The following is a 20038-nucleotide window of genomic DNA, read 5'->3' on the forward strand; positions in this document are numbered from 1 at the left end:
TGCGCCCGGAAAGCAAGAGGCGTCTGATGAAAAGCGACAAGCAGGAAAATCCCGGCCAACTGACCCTGACTGCCGGTGGGGCGGTCCTGGCCCGCATGAAGGCCATCGGGATTGATTACATCTTTGCCAATTCAGGGACCGATTTCCCGCCAATCATCGAAGGGTTGGCCGAGGCCGCGGCAAAGGATATCGACCTGCCGCACGCGCTGATTATGCCGCACGAAAATGCGGCGATGGGGATGGCGCACGGCTATTACCTTGCCACCGGCAAGACGCAGGCCGTGATGGCGCATACCAATGTTGGCCTTGCCAACTGTGCAATCGGGGCGATCAATGCCGCGACCGAACATGTGCCGGTTGTTTTGATGTCGGGCCGAACGCCAGTGATGGAAAAGGGGCGTCTGGGGGCGCGCACCGTGCCGATTGGTTGGGGCCAGGAAATGCGCGATCAGGCAGCGCTGGTGCGCGAAAGCACGAAATGGGAGTATGAGCTTAAATTCCCCGAACAGGTGCCGGATGTTGTCGACCGTGCTTATGCGATTGCATCATCGGTGCCCAAGGGCCCGACCTATGTCAGCCTGCCGCGTGAAGTTTTGTGCGAACCGTGCCCGAGTGATCAGATCGAAGGTCCGCTTCGTATGCAGCCGGTGCCTGTCGCCCCGCCACAGGCCGTGGTGGAACAGGCAGCCGACATTCTGGCCAATGCCAAAAACCCGGTGATCATTGCCCAGCGTGGAACGGGCACGGCGGAAGCCTTTGGCCGCTTTGGCGATCTGGTCGATCAGTGGGGCATTCCGGTGGTGCAATACTGGGCGATCCAGCTTGCCATTGGCACCGAACACCCGATGTTTGCCGGGATGGACCCAGCGCCGTGGCTTAAAAATGCCGATGCGGTGGTGGTGATCGATTGTCTCGCCCCCTGGTCGCCCGATATCCATGATTTGCCGGATGACTGCAAAGTCATCCAGATCGGGCAGAACCCGCTTTATTCGCGTTTCCCGGGGCGTAATTTTGCCGCCGATATCTCGCTTGTTGGTGAAACCGGTGATGTGATCATGATGCTGGCGGATGCCATGGATCATCGTCATGACGACCAAAAATCTGTTTGCGAGGATCGCCGGGCCAAGGTGGCAGCCATCAATGCCGAAACCCGTAAAAAGGCGTTGGCGGCGGCGGATGCCGGGGCGGTGGACCCGATGACCAAGGCTTATGTATCACGCTGCTTGTCCGATGCGATTTCAGGTCGGGCGGCGACGGTGTTTTCCGAGCTTGGGTGCCCGCTGGAGCCGCTTTCGCTTTCTGAACATAGCAGCTGGTATCAGGAACCCCATTCGGGTGGGCTTGGTTGGTCCTTCCCGGCGGCGATGGGGTATCAGTTGGCGGACAAGAATAAACTGGTCGTCGCGACGATGGGGGACGGATCCTATATGTTTGCCAACCCGACGGCGTGTCATCAGATTGCCGAGGCGTTGGAGCTTCCGATCCTGATCCTTGTTCTGAATAACAATGAATGGGGGGCGGTGCGACAGTCCGTGACGGGGATGTATCCCGATGGTTATGCGGCCAAAACCAACGAAATGCCGTTGACCGCCCTTAAACCCAGCCCGGACTTCACCAAGGTCGCCGAGGCCAGCCGCGCCTGGGTTGCCAAGGCCAAACGCGCCGAAGATTTGCCCGGTATCCTGTGCGATGCCATCAAGCATATCGACACCAACCGCACCCACGCATTTGTTGAGGTAACGATTGCGCCTTAAGCGAGTGCTTATGTCATTAATGATCGGCGCCCGGCATATTGTCGGGCGTCATCGTTTTGATCAGATGCACTGTATTGTGGCATCGCAAAATGCCTGCTTGCATCGCAGGCATTTTCATTATTTCATAACGCTAATCATTTGAATTGCCTACCCGGAAGGAACCATTATGGATCGTGTCGTTGGAACATCGGGACGTATCGCGTTTGCAAGCGCGATGCGCAACCTCCTTGCGGATGTGTATCCTGGGCACGATCAAGCGGATTTGGTGCGTCGGGTTTTTGAAGTTCTTGGTCTGCCGATTGAGGGCGACGGGCCGGAACCCTGCGAGGAATATTTGCGCAAATGGGATCAGCGCGATGCGTTTTTGATCACCTATGGCGACAGCATCCAGCAGGACGGTAAAAATGGGCTGCAAAGCCTTGGCGAATTTCATCGCAAATGGCTGAAAGACTGGCTGACGGGTATTCATATCCTGCCGTTCCATCCCTTCACATCCGATGACGGTTTTTCGGTCAGCGACTTTGACATGCTCCGCCCGGAACTCGGCGACTGGAACGATGTCGAAGAACTGTCAAAGCACGCAACCGTGATGGCCGATCTGGTCGCCAACCATATTTCGGCATCCCACCCGTGGTATCAGCAGTTTCTGGCAGGCGAAAAGCCCGGCATTGATTACATCAAGACCGCAAATCTTGAAGATGATCTTTCTGATGTCGTCCGCCCGCGCAGTCATGCGTTGCTCAACCACGTAGTCACCAAGCAGGGCGAGAAACAGGTCTGGTGCACCTTTAGCTATGACCAGGTCGATCTGGATTACGGTAATCCGGAAGTTTTCTTTGAGATGCTCCGGGTCGTTCTGAACTACCTCAAGCACGGCGTGCGTGTGGTTCGTCTGGATGCCATCGGCTTTATCTGGAAAGAAGTCGGCACGACCTCGATCAACCTTGATCAGACCCACAAACTGATCAAGGCGATGCGTCTGGCATGTAATGCGGTGCATCCCGACGTGTTGTTCATTACCGAAACCAACCTGCCGCTGCTTGAAAACCTGTCCTATTTTGGTAATCAGGATGAAGCGCACCTGATTTATAACTTCTCGCTGCCGCCGGTAATCATTCATGCGTTGCTCAGTGGGCGAAGCGATTTTATCCGCAAATGCATCATGGCAATGCCACCGGCGCCTGCGGGCTGTACCTTCTTTAACTTCACCGCCAGCCACGATGGTATTGGCTTGCGCCCGGCCGAAAACCTGATCCCGGATGAGGATATTGAAGGCCTGCGCGATCATGCGGTCAAGATGGGCGGGCAGGTCAGTTACCGCGCACTCAAGGGTGGCGGACAGAAACCTTATGAGCTTAATGTCACGCTGTTTAGCATGCTGGCACAAAACTTCGCCGGCGAGGCCACCATGGGGCTTGAACGCTTTGTGATGAGCCAGGCGATTGCCATGTCGCTTGAAGGCATTCCGGCGATCTATATCCAGACCATTCTGGCGACCGAAAACGATCAGAAGGCATATGAGGAAACCGGTATTCCAAGGCGTCTGAACCGCAAAATCTGGAAGCTTGATGATGCCGAGGAAACGCTGTCACGCGAAGGTGTGGCGCGATCGGCCTTTGATCAGTTGCGCGCGCTGATGTCGATCCGTCAGGGGCAGCCGGCCTTCCACCCGAATGCCACGCAATATACGCTTAATCTTGGCTCGGAACTTCTGGGCGTCTGGCGGCAATCGCATCTGAATGAACAGAGCATTTTCTGCGTCTTTAACCTGACTGAAAAGCCCCAAGACCTTGATCTATCCAAGATCAACCTGATCATGACTGAAGGTTGGCAAGACCTGATTACACAACAGGTCGTAGAAGACTATAACGGCGTGATGAAGCTCGCACCCTACCAGATCGTCTGGATTTCCAACATGGACGGTCGCAACCGCACCGAAAGCCGCCTGCTGCAACGCTATCGGGATGCAATGCCGGTTTAGGGGCTTGCGTTCAAAATAGCGGACGTTTTCTTGGGGATTTTTCCGACGCCAAGTAGTGAAACTCTGCGGATTTTCCGTACCTTGTGGTGCGGCTTATAATCATTTGATTTTCAGTTGAGCGTGGCGTGATGAATCGCTATTGCACAGCGATATGTCTTTCCTGTATTCGTGCCCGGATTAATGGAGATCAAGGGGCATGACGCGCAATGGCTTATGCGCAGGAAGTTCGGGTTCTTCATTTGCCCGACGATACGGATTACCGCGTTCGGGCATATGTGGAAATTTGGTGGGATGCGGCACGTAACGGGCAAATTCCTGATCGCAAGCGTCTGAATGCAGATGTTCTGTCGCAATGGATCGATGACATCTGCATCTATGAATTCCTGCCCGAAAAACGCGATTTCGTGATCCGCATTGATGCACCCAATATTATTGCCGCCAGTGGCGAATGTTATCAGGGGTGCTCGCCGCGCCAGATTGATCTCGATTTCGGCACCACGGTGTATCCAACACTTATGGAAGTGATTGATACCGGGAAGCCCGCCTTTCATCGTGTCGGCCATGAACGCATGGTTTGGGAGGAATGGCTGCGCGTGATGTTGCCGGTCCAGACCACCGACCGGGCTGGCAAGGTGATCAAGCAGGTCTTTGTCACCCATTTTCTCTATCGCGGGCAAAGCGAGCCGGATTAACGCCGCGCTTGTTTCGCATGGTGCCACGCCCCACGTGGATAAGGAAAGGGGCGACGGGTCCAATGCATGTCTGGATGCATGCATGCGATGGCAGTGTGACTGGGAATGGTATGGCAAAGCTTGGTGGTGAAAAGGAAATCCCGTTAACATATCTTGATGATGATGCGTCGCCTGCGGCGCAGGCTCTTCTGGATTTCTGGAACGCGCATGCGTCAGAGCACAATATTCCCACACGATCAGATTTCCAGCCTGATAACCTAGCCCCTTGGATCGACGATATTTCTATCTATGAATATGTCCCGGAAAAGGACGATTTTCAGATACTGATTGAAGGCGAGAATATTATCGCACTGACCGGTGAAAACTGGCGCGGTGCGTTTGCTCGCGAAGTCGATTGCCGCTTTTCAGGCGGACTGCATGCAGCGATGACCGAGGTCAGAATCACGGGCCGACCAAAGATCCATCATTTGCGAATTTTTCAAAGGGAATGGCAAAGCGGCATACGGTTGCTTTTGCCGGTTCTGCTGCAAAAACCAGGCAAGGAAGATGTTATTCAGATCTTCCTTGCGATTTTTCCGGTCGATGATTAGGCGCGATTAAATGCGCGCTATGCCTTGCCAATATCCATGTCGTTGAGGTCATCTTCGACCGCACCTGAAAGCTGTTCGAAGATGTCGCCCATCGCACTTTCAACACGCTGCCAGCTTGGAATGAACGGGCTTTCCAGCGGGTTTTCAAGATAGTGCTGACCGGCACTGATGATCACTTCGGACAGGACTTCGACACAGTTTTCTTCCTCGTCGCGGTTGATCTTGAGCCCGTTAAACAGCGCATCGGCGCGGTATTGTTCAATCAGGTCAAGGGCAGCCCGGTAATAGGTTGCCTTGAGCGTGCGGAAGGTTTCCGGAGTAAAGACCGTGCCCTGGGTCGCCAGTTTGCGGAACAGGGATTTGGCAATGTCACTTGCCATGCGCGACAGGCCGTCATCCTTTTGCGCCGGATCAAACTCACGGTGCTTGTGGTCATAGATATCGGCGATATCAACCTGGGCGAGGCGATGGACCGTGTGATTGCGATACATTTCCGAGAGCATGGAGACTTCAAGACCCCAGTCGGATGCGACGCGAAGGCCATAGGCCACATCGGTTCTGATCGCCATTTCGCCTGACAGCGCATAGCGGAAGCAATCAAGATAGTTGAGGAAATCGGTCTTGCCGACAACCTGCTTGAGCGCACGGATCAACGGTGTGACAAACAGGCGGCAAACGCGGCCCTTAAGCGTGCCATTGGCAACACGCGCATAATAGCCCTTGGCAAAGGCAAAGTTGAATGCCGGGTTGGCAATCGGATACATCAGCTTGGCAGGCAGGTCGGGCGTATAGGTCGCGATATCACAGTCATGAATGCCAATGACCGAGCTGCGCCCGGATGCCAGCGTATAGCCAAGGCAGTACCAGACGTTACGACCCTTGCCCGGCTCATAACGGGCCAGATTGTTTTCATTCAGGCGATCATGAACGCTGCGCAAGCGCGGCCCGTCATTCCAAAGAATGCGGACATGTTGCGGCAGATCCTTGAAGAACTCGCGCGCATGCAGATATTGCTGCGCATCGGCGCGGTCCAGCCCGACAACGATCTGGTCGATATAGGTTGCCTGTTTCAGCCCTTCGACAATTGTTGTCATCGCCGGAGTTTCCAATTCGGAATACAGGCAGGGCAGAATAAGGGTCTGACGCCGTTGACGGGCAAAGGCGTTCATTTCATAGGCGAGTTCTTCCGGGTTTCGGTCAAGAATGCGATGAAGGGTTGTGATCGGGCCACCCTGATGGAAATCAGCCATGAAGTACCTCGCTGTTTTTATTGGTATTAGGGTCAGGACCTATTATCTGATCCAGAATGTCGTTAACCGCTTCGTTCCATCCCGCCGGTCCCGGTTTGGGGGCCACGCGCAAGTTGGGATGGTCAAGCAACGGCATATTGCGTTTGCCATGCTTTGATGGGATTTGAACGGCATAATCTGCCTCGGCCAGCATGGGGATATCGTTCGGGGAATCTCCCAGCGCAATCGTCGTAAAGCGTTGCTGGCGTTTGTTTTCAGGCGCGTCATCAAGCCAGGTGACGCTCAGGCGTTCGAGCATGCGTCGCATGGCTTGTCCCTTGCTTGATGGACCGCACAAAGTATGGAACCGTCCACCTTTCACCAGCGTCAAATCATGCTTTTCGGCGATCTTGCGGGCAAGGGCGATGTCCTTGGCGGCGGGCTGCCAGATCAGCGGGTCTGAACAATGACGCTGACCGGCGCGAATGGCGTCTTCAAGCGGCAAGCCGGTTTCTGTTGCAATGATTTCCGGGCTTACGGTGCGAAAGCTTTCGACCGGGACCGTGACGGCCGACTTGATTTCTTCGCGGGTGCGATCAACGGTTTCGCTGGCCGGGCCATATTGTTCGACATTGCCATTCAGAGCGATAACGCCGCCGTTTTCGCCGATAAGTCCGTCAAACAGACCGGATGTCTGATTGATATGTTCCAGTTCGGCGAGTGTTTTTGAAGATACCGCGATCAGGGGGATGGAAAGCTGCTTCAGCCGATCCAGTGCGGGGCGGGCATCCGTCCAGCTATAGGTGTCATGATCAAGCAATGTGCCGTCAAGATCTGTGAAAATGGCGATGGCGCGGCTTTGAGGCATCTTCCCGTTCTGTCGCGGTTTTAAGGGGTTTCTGGCGATTGTGCAGGGCCGAAAGAAACAACTTAGCATAGTGCTGACAAAGGATCGACAGTTCACAGGATGAATTTTTCATCACGACGACAAATGCGATGAATTTTCCGGCACTATTACGCTTGTTCCCAGACAAGGATCGGCCTTTGGTGACAGGGCGTCCATCTGACGGTTAGAACCAGATTGCGCACAAGGTATAACCAAAACCAAATACATGTTCGATTTGTCCAATCATTATCCCGGTTTGTCCATTCTGTCCCAACAGTAACAAGCGTATTCTTTCCGCAATGGAACGGTTCTTGTTCCAATTCAAAAACAGAACCAAAAACCGTGATCTTGTGAGGAAATCGTCATGCATGTCCCTGTCGTTATCGTTGGTTCGGGCCCGGCTGGTCTGCTGCTGTCACATCTGCTGCATGTGCAGGGGATTGAGTCCATTATTCTGGAACGCAAAAGCCGCGACTATGTCGAAGGTCGCATTCGTGCAGGCGTTCTGGAAATGGGAACGGTCGATCTGATGAAGCGTGTGGGCGTCGATGCCCGCATGAACAAGGAAGGCATCATCCATGGCGGCATCTATATCAGCGTCAATGGCAAGCGCACCCATGTGAATATCGAAGAACTCACCGGTGGTTCGACCGTCATGGTGTATGGCCAGACAGAGGTCACCAAGGACCTGATTCAGGCGCGCCTTGATCACGGTGGCGAAATCATCTTTGAGGCCGAAGATGTCAGTCTGCATGACATCAATGGCGATACGCCAAGTGTTCGATATGTCAAAGACGGCAACGCGCTTGAACTGACGTGCGACTATATTGCGGCGTGTGATGGTTTCCATGGCGTCGGGCGCAAGACCCTGCCGGGCGTCAAGGAGTTCGAGAAGGTCTATCCGTTCGGCTGGCTGGGCGTTCTGGCCCATGCAAAGCCGGTTGCCGAAGAACTGATTTACGCCAAGCATGACCGCGGCTTTGCGCTGTGTTCGATGCGATCCGACAAGGTTGTGCGTCACTATGTCCAGGTGCCGATGACGGACAAGATCGAAGACTGGTCAGATGACCGGTTCTGGAACGAGCTTCGCACCCGTCTTGGTGAAGAGGACGCTGAACTGGTCAATGAAGGCGAAGTGTTTGAAAAAAGCATCGCGCCGCTTCGAAGCTTTGTGGCGGAGCCGATGCAACATGGCCGTCTGTTCCTTGCCGGCGATGCCGCCCATATCGTGCCGCCGACCGGTGCCAAGGGCCTTAACCTTGCGGCGAGTGACGTTCACTACCTGTCCGAAGCATTGATCGCAAAATACAAATCCAACCGCGAAGATCTGCTGGCCAGCTATTCCGATACGGCATTGGCCCGTGTCTGGAAGGCAGAGCGGTTCTCATGGTGGATGACATCCATGCTGCATACCTTTGATGACCAGAATGAATTTGATGGTCGCATTCGCAATGCCGAGCTTGAATATATCCTGTCGTCAAAAGCAGGTCTGAAAACCCTGTCGGAAAATTACGTCGGTTTGCCTTATTAGAGCGCGTTGCGTTTAATCTGCATCATTTTGTTTGATTTTGGCGAGCCGTTTGGCAAGGCACAGCGTGCAGAGCGATGCGGCGCATCGTTCAAGCGGTGTAACGTCGCGAAACGCCGCCAAAATCAAACCCTTCGGGCCGGAATAGCCTTCCGCCCCACAGCGTCAAGATCCTTGACCGTAGCCCCGCTACGCTCTGCAGATCTTTCCTTGTGCGACAGAAGGCTACCTCCGGCAAAATGGTACAGATTGAATGCAACGCGCTCTAACCGGCGTAACGGGGATACCCACCCCCGACGGAGAAGTCCCGCTCTCCATTTCCGCCCAGAAGTCCGACAGGTCATGAAACGGTCCGCAACCCACTCGGACCGTTTCTTTTTGGCACCGCTTGCCGGGTTTTTATGTATGGTCAAACCGTTATGCCCCGAAATCATCACAATTGGTCGGGGAACCTTATGCCATGTCCGCACGTTTCCTGTGTGTTGCTGTTTTCAAGACAATAGGAGAAAACCATGGCGACCAAGACCGAGACGACTGCTGATAATGCAAAACTGCAGGCGGATGTCGATGCCCTGCGCAGCGATCTGGCCGAAATCACCAAAACCCTGAAGGCGATGGGTGGTCAGGCGGCAGAGACCAGAACGCAGGCAGCTGCGGAGCGCATTCGTGAAGTGACCGGTCAGGCGCGCGATCAGTTTGATCATGCACGCGGTGTGGCTGTGGATCAGGTTCGCGAGAACCCGCTGGCATCTGTAGCCGTGACCTTTGGTGTCGGCCTGCTTATCGGACGTCTGCTGCAGAAATGATTGATCAGCTGACCGACATACTTGTCGATCAGGCAAAGGCCGCGGTCCGAAAGGGCGCGGCTTTTGCCGCGATCGCAATTATGATGTTGATCGGGGCAGGGTTCTTGCTGGCGGCCATCTATATGGCGATTGCCGCATCCTTTGGCGCGATTGCGGCTGCCATGGCGATTGGCGGCACGCTGGTGACACTGGGGCTGGTTGCCCTTGCCATCATGTTACAGCGTGATCCCGGTGATGCGGTTGATCCCGCAGCAGTGCATGACGATGCTACGCGCAGGCAAAAAACCGAAGATGACATGCTGTTTGATCTTTTGGTGCATTCGGCTATGACCGGCTATGCCACAGGCCAAGGCAACAAACCGCGCATGCAGTCGGGGTTTGATAAAATGGTCACCGACCTTGCAGCCCTTGGCATTTTCGATCCCCCGAAGGGACATATGGAAACCCAAGAGACCCACGACGATCTGAATACAAAAAAGGCGGGATAGCTGATCAAGCTGCCCGCCTTTTTTAATGCTGTTTTCGCCCGGCTTATTCGCCGTGGAAATGGACCGTGCCGATGAAGGGCAGGTTGCGGTTGTTCTGGGCATAGTCGATGCCATAACCGACCACAAATTCGTCAGGGATATCAAAGCCGCAGAAATCAATCGGGATTTCAACTTCGCGGCGCGACGGCTTGTTCAAAAGCGTGCAAATTTCCAGACGGTTCGGATCGCGGGTTTTCAGAAGTCGAACCACTTCCGACAGGGTGTAACCGGTATCAATGATGTCTTCGACCAGCACAACATCCTTGCCACGGATCTGACCATCAAGGTCCTTGACGATGCGCACATTGCGCGAACTTTCCGTGGAATCGCCATAGCTGGATGCGACCATGAAGTCGACTTCGACCGGTACGGTCAGTTTGCGTACCAGATCGGCGATGAAAACAAAGGAGCCGCGCAGCAGGCCGACAACAATCAGCTTTTCGGTATCCTTGAAGCTTTCATTGATCTCGGCGGCAAGCGCATCGATCTTGGTGGCAATCTCGTCCGCCGTTATCAGCGGCTTGACATCATAATCGGCCATAAATTCCGGTCCTGAAGCGTTATGGGGTGGTGTTCCGCTTGCTAGCACAAGCCGGTCACGATGACCAGCCTGTGAATGGTAACAGAAGTATAATCCCATAGCTCCACGCATCGGAAATCGCGCAGCCCGCGAAGCCGGTTGATGCCATTACACGCAGAAGTGTTTTGAAGCTTTGCGCAGTTAGACGCGACGCGCTCTAGGCCGCCTTGAAAATGATAGGGGTGTCGCCTTCGTGCCACTGGTCATATTTGGTCATGGCGCGTTCAAAAAGATCTGACGTCAGGAAATCATCAAGCCAGCGCTGCACATGGACGAACGGCATGGCGTCAAACGCCTCTTTGTCGGTATTGGCAAACTGGCGGATGAAGGGGGCAATGGCGAAATCGGCCAAGGCCGGGCGCGACCCGAACAGATATTTGCCAACCGCCAACCGACCATCAAGGCGGTTAAGGATCTTTTCCGCATCCCGGCGATGTTCGAGCGGGTCTACGTCTTCATAGCGGTTGGGATATTTGTAACGGTCAAGGTGATGCTTGAACGGGCCATCATTTTGCGAAATCAGGGCCAGCATGTCGTCAAGCGTGCCGCTTTCGGGTGTCAGCCATTCAAGCGGATCATTTTCCGCAAGCGCCCAGACCATGATTTCAAGGCTTTCATCGACCACTGTGCCATCGGGCAAGACCAGAACCGGGACGGTTGCCTTGGGCGATACATCGATCATACTTTGCGGTTTGTCGCGCAGGACAACTTCACGCAGTTCGACATCAATTTCGGCGGCCAGCAAGGCAATGCGTGCCCGCATGGCATAGGGGCAGCGACGGAAACTGTAAAGGATGGGCCGGGATTGCGCAGCAGCGTCTGCTATGGCCTTCGCAGGGGGAAGGTCTGCGGTCTCGGTTTTGGCAGATGCTGTGCTGGTTTCAGCCTTGGGCATAACTTCGATTTCGGTCATATATTTGGCTTAAACGGTGCCCGCGGGCAATGCAATAGACAATCGCGTGACAACCGGAATGCGCAAACATCCGGCTCCCTGACGTGTATACTGCAAAAAATGGCCGGTTTTACGACTTTTTTGGCCCGATGGGCTTGATTTTACTGTCCGGTTTGTGAAAGGACAGTGCACCATATTTAACAAAAGACTTTAGGATAGAGGGCAGACGCCAAAGTGCGTATGAGATATCCTGTGGTCTTGAAGACAAAAGCCGTTGGAAAGAACAAGGGGCAAGTCCTATGACACCGACAGAGATCGCACGCGTCGAAGATTATCTGCGTCGCACGTTTGATAACCCGAAAATCGCCATTGATGCGCCCAAGAAAAAAGGCCATCCGATTGAAATGCGTGTTGGCGACGAGTTCGTCGGTGTTGTGCATCGTGACGAGGATGAAGGCGAAGTCAGCTACTCGCTGAACCTTGTCATCCTTGAAGAAGATCTGCCGCCGGCACCTTGATCTAAGCTGATCGACTTTAAAACGCCCCGTCGCCAGTTTTGGCCGGGGCGTTTTGCGTTTGCTACGACAGCATCTGACGGATTTCGTCCGGGGTGGCGACCTTGCCTTCGACCAGGATGTCGTCATCGGCCATCAGGGCCGGGGTGCGCATGATGCCGGCATCAATGATCTTGTTGGTGTCGGTGACCTTTTCGATCTCGTAATCAAGATCAAGCGCCTGCGCGGCCGCTTCGGCGTTTTTCGCCAGTGCCTGGCACTTTGCGCAACCGCTGCCATAAATGCTGAGTTTCATCTTTGATCTCCTGTGATCAGAATGATTGAATATTGCCGTAAACAAAGCCCGAAATCGTCGCCATGACGACGACCAGCGCGCAGTAAACCAGCGTTTTCTGCGTGCCGATCACTGTGCGAATGACCAACATGTTGGGCAGCGACAAAGCAGGCCCGGCCAAAAGCAAGGCCAAGGCCGGACCCTTGCCCATGCCTGCACCCATAAGGGCCTCGACAATCGGGATTTCCGTTAAGGTCGAAAAATACATGAACGCGCCCAGAACAGATGCCAGCGCGGTGGAGGTCAGGGAATTGTCGCCAACAGCTGCCTGCACCCACTCATTCGGGATCAGGCCTTCATGCCCCGGTCGGCCCAGCAACAGACCGGCGATGAACACACCCATCACCAGAAGCGGCAAAATCTGTTTGGTGAAATCCCAGCTTTGATCGACCCATTCACGGTCCTGATCGCGCGTCAGCGCAATCATCATCAGGCCGATCACGCCAATGGCAAAGGCCAGTTGCGGATATTGCGGGAAAATCATGGCAGCAAGGATGACAATTGCCGCAAGCCCCGCGACCTGTTTAACCGGCCAATTCCATTGCCAGATCAGAAGTCCGGCAAAGCCCGCCGCCAGAAGGGCGGTGGTGGTCCATTTAACATCATAAACCGCCATCCAGACGGGGCTTCCGGGGACAGAGGCCCAGTTGGCAAAGACCAGAATGCCGACCATCAGACCAAAAAACGCAATGGTGATCGAAAGCGGTTTGCCATCATCGTCGCCACCAAAGCCGCGTTTGGATTTCTGGGCGCGATCATGTTCCTCGTGGCGATAGATCAGATGCATGATCAGGCCGATGACGATGGCAAAGACAATCGCGCCAACCCCGCGTGCAAGGCCGATTTCGGCCCCCAATACCTTGGCCGTAACAACAATCGCCATGATATTAATCGCAGGCCCGGAATACAGAAACGCAATCGCCGGACCAAGCCCGGCACCGCGTTTGTAAATCCCGCCAAACAGTGGCAATACCGTGCAGGAACACACCGCAAGCAACGTGCCCGAGATTGATGCCACGCCAAGTGCGACCGGGCGCGATGCATCTGGCCCGAGATAACGCATTACCGATCCCTGACTGATGTAAACCGCCATCGCCCCGGCAATCACAAAGGCCGGAAGCAGACACAGGATGACATGTTCGCGGGCATACCAGTTGGTCAGATAGACGGCCTCAAGCACCGCATTGTCAAACCGCCCCGTGCCCGCAGGGATAAAATAGATCGCAAGGAAACCAAGCGAAATGGCGGCAAACAGCCGTCCTTCGCGAGGATTTTCACGATAAAGCGCGATCAGGCGAAGAAGCATCGGACGGTCTCCATATGACCACGACGGGCGTTGTTGTTTTTAATCTATCCAGATTGGCCAACTATTACTTTGATACATCGCAACGTTGTGCACTGCCGCGACGCGGGGCAGGGCATTCCGCCATTTTCCGGATGTTCCCGACGATCACGGATCGATCTTGGAAACATTCGAAGGCCGATTTCAACCAATCGTCGCAAATCTTCTGAGCACAAGAGGAAGTTTAGGGGACGCACCCCAGTTCGTTTGACAGTGGCTGGAACGCGGGCCTACCGTTTTGGTTGCACTGCGAATATCAAAAAACGCGCGGTGGGTTCGGTTCGGGCAGGGGGGCGGCGCAAGATCGCATAGACCCGGACATCAACAACAATCCTGACAAACCATATCAGGGAAGAGGAAACAGAATATGAGCAGTCCATCAAATCGTGGCGTTGTATTCAAGGGTCCGGGAAAAGTCGCAATTGAAAACATCGCGTTTCCGGAATTGGCGCTGGGCAATCGCAAATGCCACCATGGCGTCATCCTGAAAGTTATCACCACCAATATCTGTGGCAGTGACCAGCACATGGTGCGCGGCCGCACAACCGCGCCCGAGGGGCTGGTTCTTGGCCATGAAATCACTGGCGTGATCGTCGAAACCGGCCGGGATGTCGAGTTTCTTAAGGTCGGTGATGTGTGTTCCGTGCCGTTCAACATTGCGTGCGGTCGTTGCCGCAATTGCAAATCCGGCCTGACGGGCATTTGCCTGAATGTGAACCCGGCGCGTCCGGGGGCGGCTTATGGCTATGTCGATATGGGCGGCTGGGTCGGCGGGCAGGCCGAATATGTCATGGTGCCTTATGCCGACTTCAACCTGTTGAAGTTCCCCGATGCCGATCAGGCGATGGAGAAGATCCGCGATCTGACGCTTTTGTCTGACATCTTCCCGACCGGCTTCCATGGCTGTGTGACGGCCGGTGTTGGTCCGGGCAGCACGGTTTATATCGCCGGTGCTGGCCCGGTCGGCCTTGCGGCGGCGGCGTCGGCCCACCTTCTGGGGGCTGCCTGCGTGATTGTAGGCGACATGATCGATGATCGTCTGGCACAGGCGCGCAGCTTTGGCTGTGAAACCATCGATCTTAAAAAAGACATGCCGATGGAAGACCAGCTTGAAGCGATCCTGAATGATCGCGAAGTGGATTGCTTTGTCGATTGCGTGGGCTTTGAAGCCCATGGCTGTGGCTGCAACCACAATCACGAAGCCCCGGCAACCGTTCTGAACTCTGCCATGCAGGTTACCCGTGCGGGTGGTTCGATCGGTATTCCTGGCCTTTATGTCACCGAGGATCCCGGTGCGGTCGATGATGCCGCCAAGGTCGGCGCACTGAGCATGCGGTTTGGTCTGGGCTGGGCAAAATCCCATTCCTTCCATACCGGTCAGTGCCCGGTGATGAAGTATCACCGCAACCTGATGCAGGCGATCCTGTTTGAAAAGATCGATATCGCCAAGGCGGTCAATGTGCAGATGATCAACCTTGATCAGGCACCAAAAGGCTATGCCGACTTTGACGGCGGGGCGGCGAAGAAATTCGTCATCGACCCGCATGGCAGTGTTGCTGCCTGACCCGGCATTTACCAAAACGCATCTTTGGCACCCCGGTCTTTGGCCGGGGTGTTTTGCATCCCCCTGAAACAAAATCGCTGGCAACACGTTGCGTGGATGGTGCCGGATCAAAGTTGAATTCGGCCCAAAAAGTCGATTTTGATTTCAGGGGGACCCGATGGGTTCATGGATTGAACAACACGCGACCTTGCTTCAGGTTGGCGTTAGCATCGCAACATTGATGGTCTGGATTTTCTATGCGCAATTGCTGTTTCAAAGCTATCGCCGTGTCAGACGACCGAAAATCGTCATCAACCAGATGCTTGGCAATTCGGACAAGGCGCGCTTTCTGATCAGCAATATGAGCCAGGAAGCCATTCATATCGACAAGGTGCTTGTCTGTATTGGCGATGAAACGCATCAGGTGTGTGAGCAGGTCACAGACAGCGATCCGGAAGTGGATTTCCAGACCGATCAGGGCAGCAAATCGGCCCACGCCGCACGTCTTGAGGAACTTACGGTGCAGGGTCCGCTTGAGTCCGGAAGATGCATCGAGCTGGGCGCGCTGCAAAACCTGATGCGGCGGATCACACATCAGGCCCGCGCCAGCGACAAAGACACAGGTACTGATCCTGATAAAGCGGTGGGCGAAGGCAAGTGCCGCATCGAAATCATCGTCATTGCGGTCTATAGCTCGGAAAAGGGCGTGATTGGTGCCAGCCGGGCCTTTGTCTGTGACGAGGACGGGCAGCTGCACCCCGAAATGGTTCAAACAACCCAGCATGCCGGCTTTTTCGCGCGCAGACGCATGGCGCGCCTGCATGCGCAATATGCCTGATCAGCTCAATCAATCGCCGAACGCAAACGGGCCCCGCAAAGGGGCCCGAAATGTTTGTTCGATTGGGTGTGTTCCGATCAGGCCGCCGTTTTGGCGTCCTCGGACTTGATCACCTTGTGGGTGTCTTCATTCATGCCAAGCTTCCAATAGCTTGAAATATAAAGATCATCCTTGCCAAGGCCGCGTTCCTCGCGGAAGTAGCTGCGCAGTTCCCGCATGGATGTAAATTCGCACGCCGCCCAGACCGAAAGCCGACCGTCTGCATGCCAGGGGATGCGTTTGACCACATCACTCAGGACGGTGTTTTGTTCACCCGGACGCGGATTGATCACCCATTCGATTGTGATGTTGTCGGGCTTTTTCAAATCCTGCATGTCGGCCTCGGATCGGACTTCGATCACGGCATAGCCGCGCGCGTCACCCGGCAGGGTTTCCAGATTGACCGATACGGCGGGCAGGGCCGTCATATCGCCAACAATCAGGAACCAGTCAGCCGTCGGATCAACAAGCTTTTTCGGGCCGGGGCCACCGATGGTGATCACATCGCCGGGCTGGCAATTCACCGCCCAGTTCGAGGCGGGGCCGCCATGGTCATGATTGTTTGCGCCATGATTATCATCGCCATCATCACCGGCACCATGCATGACGAAATCGATATCGATCTCGCGGCCCTGATCGGTCATGCGGTCGTGGCGCACGGTATAGGTGCGGCGCAAAACGCGGCCTTTGTCATCACCCTCAATCGGAAACATCAGTTTGACATAGGCACTTTCCTGATCGTCGGGAAAGTCCTTCATGCCGTCGCCGCCAAGGGTAACGCGCAACATATTAGGCGTGACATATCCCTTTCTGATCACGGTCAGATCGCGTTGGGAGGGTTTACTCATTTCTTCACTCCTTGGTCCCAAGTCCTTGGTCATTTGGGCCATTGGCCGCAAAGTCCAGTTTCTTGCATTTGTGGGTTTCCAGATTGTCGGACATCAGATTGGCGATCTCGACAAAATCATGGATCTGTTGTGGCGTAAGGCCGCTGGTCATTCGGGATCTGACTTCTTTTTCAACAGCGCGAAAATCTTCCATTTTTGCGCTGCCGGCGGCCGTCAAATGCAGGGTTTGGCTCCGTCGATCTTCGGGGTGCGGGCGGCGTTCAATCAGCCCGTCATTTTCAAGTTCTTTCAAAAGCCGCGTGATCCGGCCTTTGTCCTGACCGGATTTTTCGGCCATTTGCTGGGCGGTGATACCGGGGATTTTGACAATCCATTTCATCACCCGTTTGTGCGAGATCGGCATCGGCATGTCGGCTGCCTGCATCGCATGCATCAGTCTGCGTTTATAGGCATGCACCAACCGATGCAGGGTTTCACCCGGGACGTGGACCTGATCTTCTTCGGTCATGACAATCGTTTCTTCCTCACAGGCCAGCCGGGCTGGCAATCAAGCCGGAACGAAGGGCATGGCGGCGTCCTTCGCATATGATGGCGGAAATAATGGCCGAGCCACTGGCGACCAGCATGATGGTCGCAAGGTCAAAGCCACCACCGGTGCCAATCAGAATAGCGGCCAGGGCCGCACCAACCGACTGGCCGGTCAGGCGCGCGGTCGACAATAACCCGCTGGCGCCGCCAGAGCGTTCACGCGGCGCACTGGTCAGCATCAGGCGGTTATTGGGTGCCTGAAACAGTCCAAATCCGGCACCACACAGGGCAAGGGCCGCAATGATCGGCACCAGCCCACCGGCATCGGCCGCCAGCGTCGTGCCATACAGCCCGATGGCAAACACCGCCATGCCAATCCCGGTCAGACGGATCGGCGAAAACCTGTCGGCCAACCGCCCGGCAATCGGGGCAATGATCGCGGTCGCTACCGGCCATGGCGTCATCAAAAGACCTGTCATGGTGGCACTTTGTCCCAACACATCGTGGAAATAGAACGGCAGGGTGACGAACGCAATCATCTGCGCACAAAAACCGGTGATCGAAGACCCGATGGAGCAGGCAAAGACCGGAATTTTCAACAGATCAAGCGGCAGCATCGGACGCGTGCGTGACAATTGCCGATGCACCAGAAAGACACCGGCAACAAGCGATACGGCAAATTGTGCACCGATCAGGATCGGGTTGCTTTCAATGCCCATATTGCCAAGGGCCGCGACAAGCCCGCCAAAGGTAAGGACATTTAAAAACGCACTGATGAAATCAAACCGTGCCCGGCTTGGCGTATTGAACGGCAGGCTGAAATAGCCAATCACAACCGCCAGAACCGACAGCGGCAGATTGATCAAAAACAGCCAGTGCCAGCTGGCAACCGCCATGATGGCGGATGCAATGCTGGGCCCGGCGGCGGCCGAAACCGACACCGTCATCGCGATCCAGCCAATCGCCTGGCCGAGTTTCGCATGCGGGAAAACATGGCGCATGATGGCGGCATTGATGCTCATGATCGCAGCCGCCCCAAGGCCCTGCAAAACGCGGGCTGCCGTCAGAAGCTCGATCGTTGGGGCCATTGCACACAGGGCGGATGCCACCCCGAACAGGGCAACACCACTCAGATAAACCTTGCGAAACCCGATGGCTTCGCCAAGGGCAGAAAACGGCAACAGGGCCACCACGATGGCCAGCTGATACGCCGTGATCACCCAGATCGCGTGTGCGGGTGTTGCGCCCTGATCATGGGCGATGGCGGGCAGGGCGACATTCATGATCGTGCCATCAAGCACCGCCATCATGATCGTGATCAAAAGCGCCAGGGCAGCATAAATGCGCCGTGGCCCCGGCAACCCATCGGGATGCACTTCGGGGGATATCTTAAGTCGGGGGATATGAGGGATCGGCATGGGGCAGTCTCTTTATCAAGTGGTGTGCGCGAAGGGGCCTTGGTCTCAGGCGCGGCATGTCGCCTTGGTATCGCGTCGGCAAAGCGTGGGGCGCTGGTGGGGGGCAGACGCGATCCTTAATTGGTTGACAGTATCAACTATATAAAAATGGTTGATCATGTCAACTATCTTTTTGGCCTGCCCTTAAAGCTAGTATTTCTGCCGCGTGAGGATGCTATGATTGCGTAAGGAACAGGGAGGATAAACGATGAAAACAGTTCTGATGATTGCCGCAGTCTTGCCGTTTGCACTCGGCCTGGCGGTTATGCCGGAACCGACAAGCGCGCAGCCGGTGACTGTGGATCAGGCGATTGAACATGGTGGCGGTTGCCGCAAAAGCTCCCCACCCGGTCAGTGCTGCCACATGGATCGCAAGGCGGGCACGGTTCATTGTCACTAGGCGGGTGGGTATAAAACCCGGATCGCAGGGTTATTTCACCCGATAGACATCATAGAAAATGTGTTTCTTGTCGGCGAAATCTTCGTGGTTGGGCAGATAGGGCATCGGGTCGGAATGGGAAATCAGCTCCCACTTTTTGGCCTTGATGGTGGCCTGAATAGCCTTGGTAAAGGCATCATCATAAAGATCGGTGCGCTGGGTAAAGCACACAATCCCGCCGCGCTTCACAACCCGGCAAAATTCCGAAAACAGTTGTTTGATTTCGCGGACATAGGTCAGCGTTCCAATGCACTGAACGGCCGCAAAGCCGTTGTCGCCAAAGGCCAGTGTCTGGTTCATGTCGCGCTTTTTAAGGTGGCGATAAACGCCCTTGGCCTCGGCCGCCTGCAGGGATTCCAGAGAAAGATCAATGCCGGTAATGTCGGTATATCCGGCCTTTGAAAGCTCCAAACCCGTCAAGCCGGTACCACACCCGGCATCGAGAACGGGTGCGTCAAACGGCACCCCGTGCTCAACCATGATGGCCGCCGCCCGCTTGGGCGCGTCATAGCCCATCTTCGGCAAATCCGCATCATAGCTTTCAGCCCACTTGTCGTAATAGGCGGCAAGGGCGTCCGGCCCGGCATCGGTCATGCGCGTCAGATCAGATGCGCTATCGGAAATATCCTCGGAATTGGATGAGCCATCACCGGCATCCATCATCGGTCACCTCGCTGATTTTCCTTTTTT

The 20038-nt window shown here is 55.2% G+C and carries 21 protein-coding genes; 11 read left to right on the plus strand and 10 right to left on the minus strand.

Annotated elements, in window-relative coordinates:
• Positions 1-26 precede the first annotated feature (26 nt).
• From IT893_RS07125 to IT893_RS07140, 4 genes are all read left to right on the plus strand, one after another.
• The gene (locus IT893_RS07125) at positions 27-1754 is read left to right on the plus strand and encodes a thiamine pyrophosphate-requiring protein (protein WP_197147312.1); all 1728 of its coding nucleotides are present in this window, start codon (positions 27-29) and stop codon (positions 1752-1754) included.
• Between the two features lie 265 nt (positions 1755-2019).
• Entirely contained in the window at positions 2020-3735 is a 1716-nt protein-coding gene (locus IT893_RS07130) for an alpha-amylase family glycosyl hydrolase (protein WP_252724105.1), read from the plus strand.
• Positions 3736-3941: 206 nt separating this feature from the next.
• Positions 3942-4427: a hypothetical protein gene (locus IT893_RS07135; protein WP_197147314.1), complete on the plus strand. Its 486-nt coding sequence runs from the start codon at positions 3942-3944 to the stop codon at positions 4425-4427.
• Positions 4319-5017: a PAS domain-containing protein gene (locus IT893_RS07140; protein ID WP_197147315.1), complete on the plus strand. Its 699-nt coding sequence runs from the start codon at positions 4319-4321 to the stop codon at positions 5015-5017. The genes IT893_RS07135 and IT893_RS07140 overlap by 109 nt, the downstream gene beginning before the upstream one ends.
• A 17-nt stretch (positions 5018-5034) precedes the next feature.
• Here the strand turns inward: IT893_RS07140 and IT893_RS07145 are convergent, their stop codons facing one another.
• Positions 5035-6267, minus strand: a complete 1233-nt coding sequence (locus IT893_RS07145) for a glycosyl transferase (RefSeq protein ID WP_197147316.1) — start codon at positions 6265-6267, stop codon at positions 5035-5037.
• On the minus strand, positions 6260-7114 hold the full coding sequence (locus tag IT893_RS07150; protein WP_197147317.1) for a mannosyl-3-phosphoglycerate phosphatase: 855 nt from the start codon (positions 7112-7114) through the stop codon (positions 6260-6262). Before IT893_RS07150 ends, IT893_RS07145 begins: the two co-directional genes overlap by 8 nt.
• 382 nt (positions 7115-7496) lie before the next feature.
• Here IT893_RS07150 and pobA point away from each other — a divergent pair, with 382 nt between their 5' ends.
• The 3 genes from pobA to IT893_RS07165 all read left to right on the plus strand — a co-directional run bounded on the left by pobA (position 7497) and on the right by IT893_RS07165 (position 9954).
• Positions 7497-8663 carry a 4-hydroxybenzoate 3-monooxygenase gene (gene pobA, locus IT893_RS07155; protein ID WP_197147318.1) on the plus strand — a complete coding sequence of 389 codons (1167 nt, stop codon included), beginning with the start codon at positions 7497-7499 and terminating at the stop codon, positions 8661-8663.
• Positions 8664-9172: 509 nt separating this feature from the next.
• The gene (locus tag IT893_RS07160) at positions 9173-9466 is read left to right on the plus strand and encodes a YqjD family protein (RefSeq protein ID WP_063086883.1); all 294 of its coding nucleotides are present in this window, start codon (positions 9173-9175) and stop codon (positions 9464-9466) included.
• Complete coding sequence (locus IT893_RS07165; protein WP_197147319.1) at positions 9463-9954, plus strand: hypothetical protein; 492 nt, start codon at positions 9463-9465, stop codon at positions 9952-9954. Before IT893_RS07160 ends, IT893_RS07165 begins: the two co-directional genes overlap by 4 nt.
• 43 nt (positions 9955-9997) lie before the next feature.
• Here IT893_RS07165 and hpt read toward each other — a convergent pair whose 3' ends face one another.
• Entirely contained in the window at positions 9998-10534 is a 537-nt protein-coding gene (hpt, locus tag IT893_RS07170; protein WP_008891923.1) for a hypoxanthine phosphoribosyltransferase, read from the minus strand.
• 196 nt (positions 10535-10730) lie between these two features.
• A complete protein-coding gene (locus IT893_RS07175) occupies positions 10731-11486 on the minus strand; it encodes a glutathione S-transferase (protein ID WP_197147320.1) in 756 nt (251 codons plus the stop codon).
• Between the two features lie 278 nt (positions 11487-11764).
• Here IT893_RS07175 and IT893_RS07180 point away from each other — a divergent pair, with 278 nt between their 5' ends.
• The gene (locus IT893_RS07180) at positions 11765-11983 is read left to right on the plus strand and encodes a DUF3126 family protein (protein ID WP_008891916.1); all 219 of its coding nucleotides are present in this window, start codon (positions 11765-11767) and stop codon (positions 11981-11983) included.
• Positions 11984-12044: 61 nt separating this feature from the next.
• On the opposite strand, the gene IT893_RS07185 is transcribed toward IT893_RS07180, so the two are convergent.
• Together IT893_RS07185 and IT893_RS07190 are read right to left on the minus strand one after the other, a co-directional pair.
• Positions 12045-12275, minus strand: a complete 231-nt coding sequence (locus IT893_RS07185) for a thioredoxin family protein (protein WP_008891915.1) — start codon at positions 12273-12275, stop codon at positions 12045-12047.
• Between the two features lie 16 nt (positions 12276-12291).
• Positions 12292-13620 (minus strand): permease, encoded by a 1329-nt coding sequence (locus IT893_RS07190; protein ID WP_197147321.1) that lies wholly within the window; start codon positions 13618-13620, stop codon positions 12292-12294.
• Between the two features lie 403 nt (positions 13621-14023).
• On the opposite strand from IT893_RS07190, the gene fdhA reads away from it, so the two are divergent.
• Together fdhA and IT893_RS07200 are read left to right on the plus strand one after the other, a co-directional pair.
• Positions 14024-15220: a formaldehyde dehydrogenase, glutathione-independent gene (gene fdhA / locus IT893_RS07195; protein WP_008891913.1), complete on the plus strand. Its 1197-nt coding sequence runs from the start codon at positions 14024-14026 to the stop codon at positions 15218-15220.
• Positions 15221-15377: 157 nt separating this feature from the next.
• Entirely contained in the window at positions 15378-16037 is a 660-nt protein-coding gene (locus tag IT893_RS07200; RefSeq protein WP_197147322.1) for a hypothetical protein, read from the plus strand.
• Between the two features lie 77 nt (positions 16038-16114).
• Here the strand turns inward: IT893_RS07200 and IT893_RS07205 are convergent, their stop codons facing one another.
• Genes IT893_RS07205 through IT893_RS07215 form a run of 3 tightly spaced genes read right to left on the minus strand, consistent with a single transcriptional unit; the run spans position 16115 to position 18870 of the window.
• The gene (locus IT893_RS07205; protein WP_197147323.1) at positions 16115-16924 is read right to left on the minus strand and encodes a siderophore-interacting protein; all 810 of its coding nucleotides are present in this window, start codon (positions 16922-16924) and stop codon (positions 16115-16117) included.
• A gap of 4 nt (positions 16925-16928) precedes the next feature.
• A complete protein-coding gene (locus tag IT893_RS07210) occupies positions 16929-17432 on the minus strand; it encodes a MarR family winged helix-turn-helix transcriptional regulator (protein ID WP_197147324.1) in 504 nt (167 codons plus the stop codon).
• A 16-nt stretch (positions 17433-17448) separates the two neighbouring features.
• On the minus strand, positions 17449-18870 hold the full coding sequence (locus IT893_RS07215) for an MFS transporter (RefSeq protein WP_197147325.1): 1422 nt from the start codon (positions 18868-18870) through the stop codon (positions 17449-17451).
• A gap of 247 nt (positions 18871-19117) precedes the next feature.
• Between IT893_RS07215 and IT893_RS07220 the strand changes: the two genes are divergently transcribed.
• Positions 19118-19309, plus strand: a complete 192-nt coding sequence (locus IT893_RS07220) for a hypothetical protein (protein ID WP_197147326.1) — start codon at positions 19118-19120, stop codon at positions 19307-19309.
• 30 nt (positions 19310-19339) lie between these two features.
• On the opposite strand, the gene IT893_RS07225 is transcribed toward IT893_RS07220, so the two are convergent.
• On the minus strand, positions 19340-20011 hold the full coding sequence (locus IT893_RS07225) for a class I SAM-dependent methyltransferase (protein WP_197147327.1): 672 nt from the start codon (positions 20009-20011) through the stop codon (positions 19340-19342).
• Between the last annotated feature and the right edge of the window lie 27 nt (positions 20012-20038).

This window comes from Thalassospira sp. A40-3 (assembly GCF_015871485.1).
GTDB classification, from domain to species: Bacteria; Pseudomonadota; Alphaproteobacteria; order Rhodospirillales; family Thalassospiraceae; genus Thalassospira; species Thalassospira tepidiphila.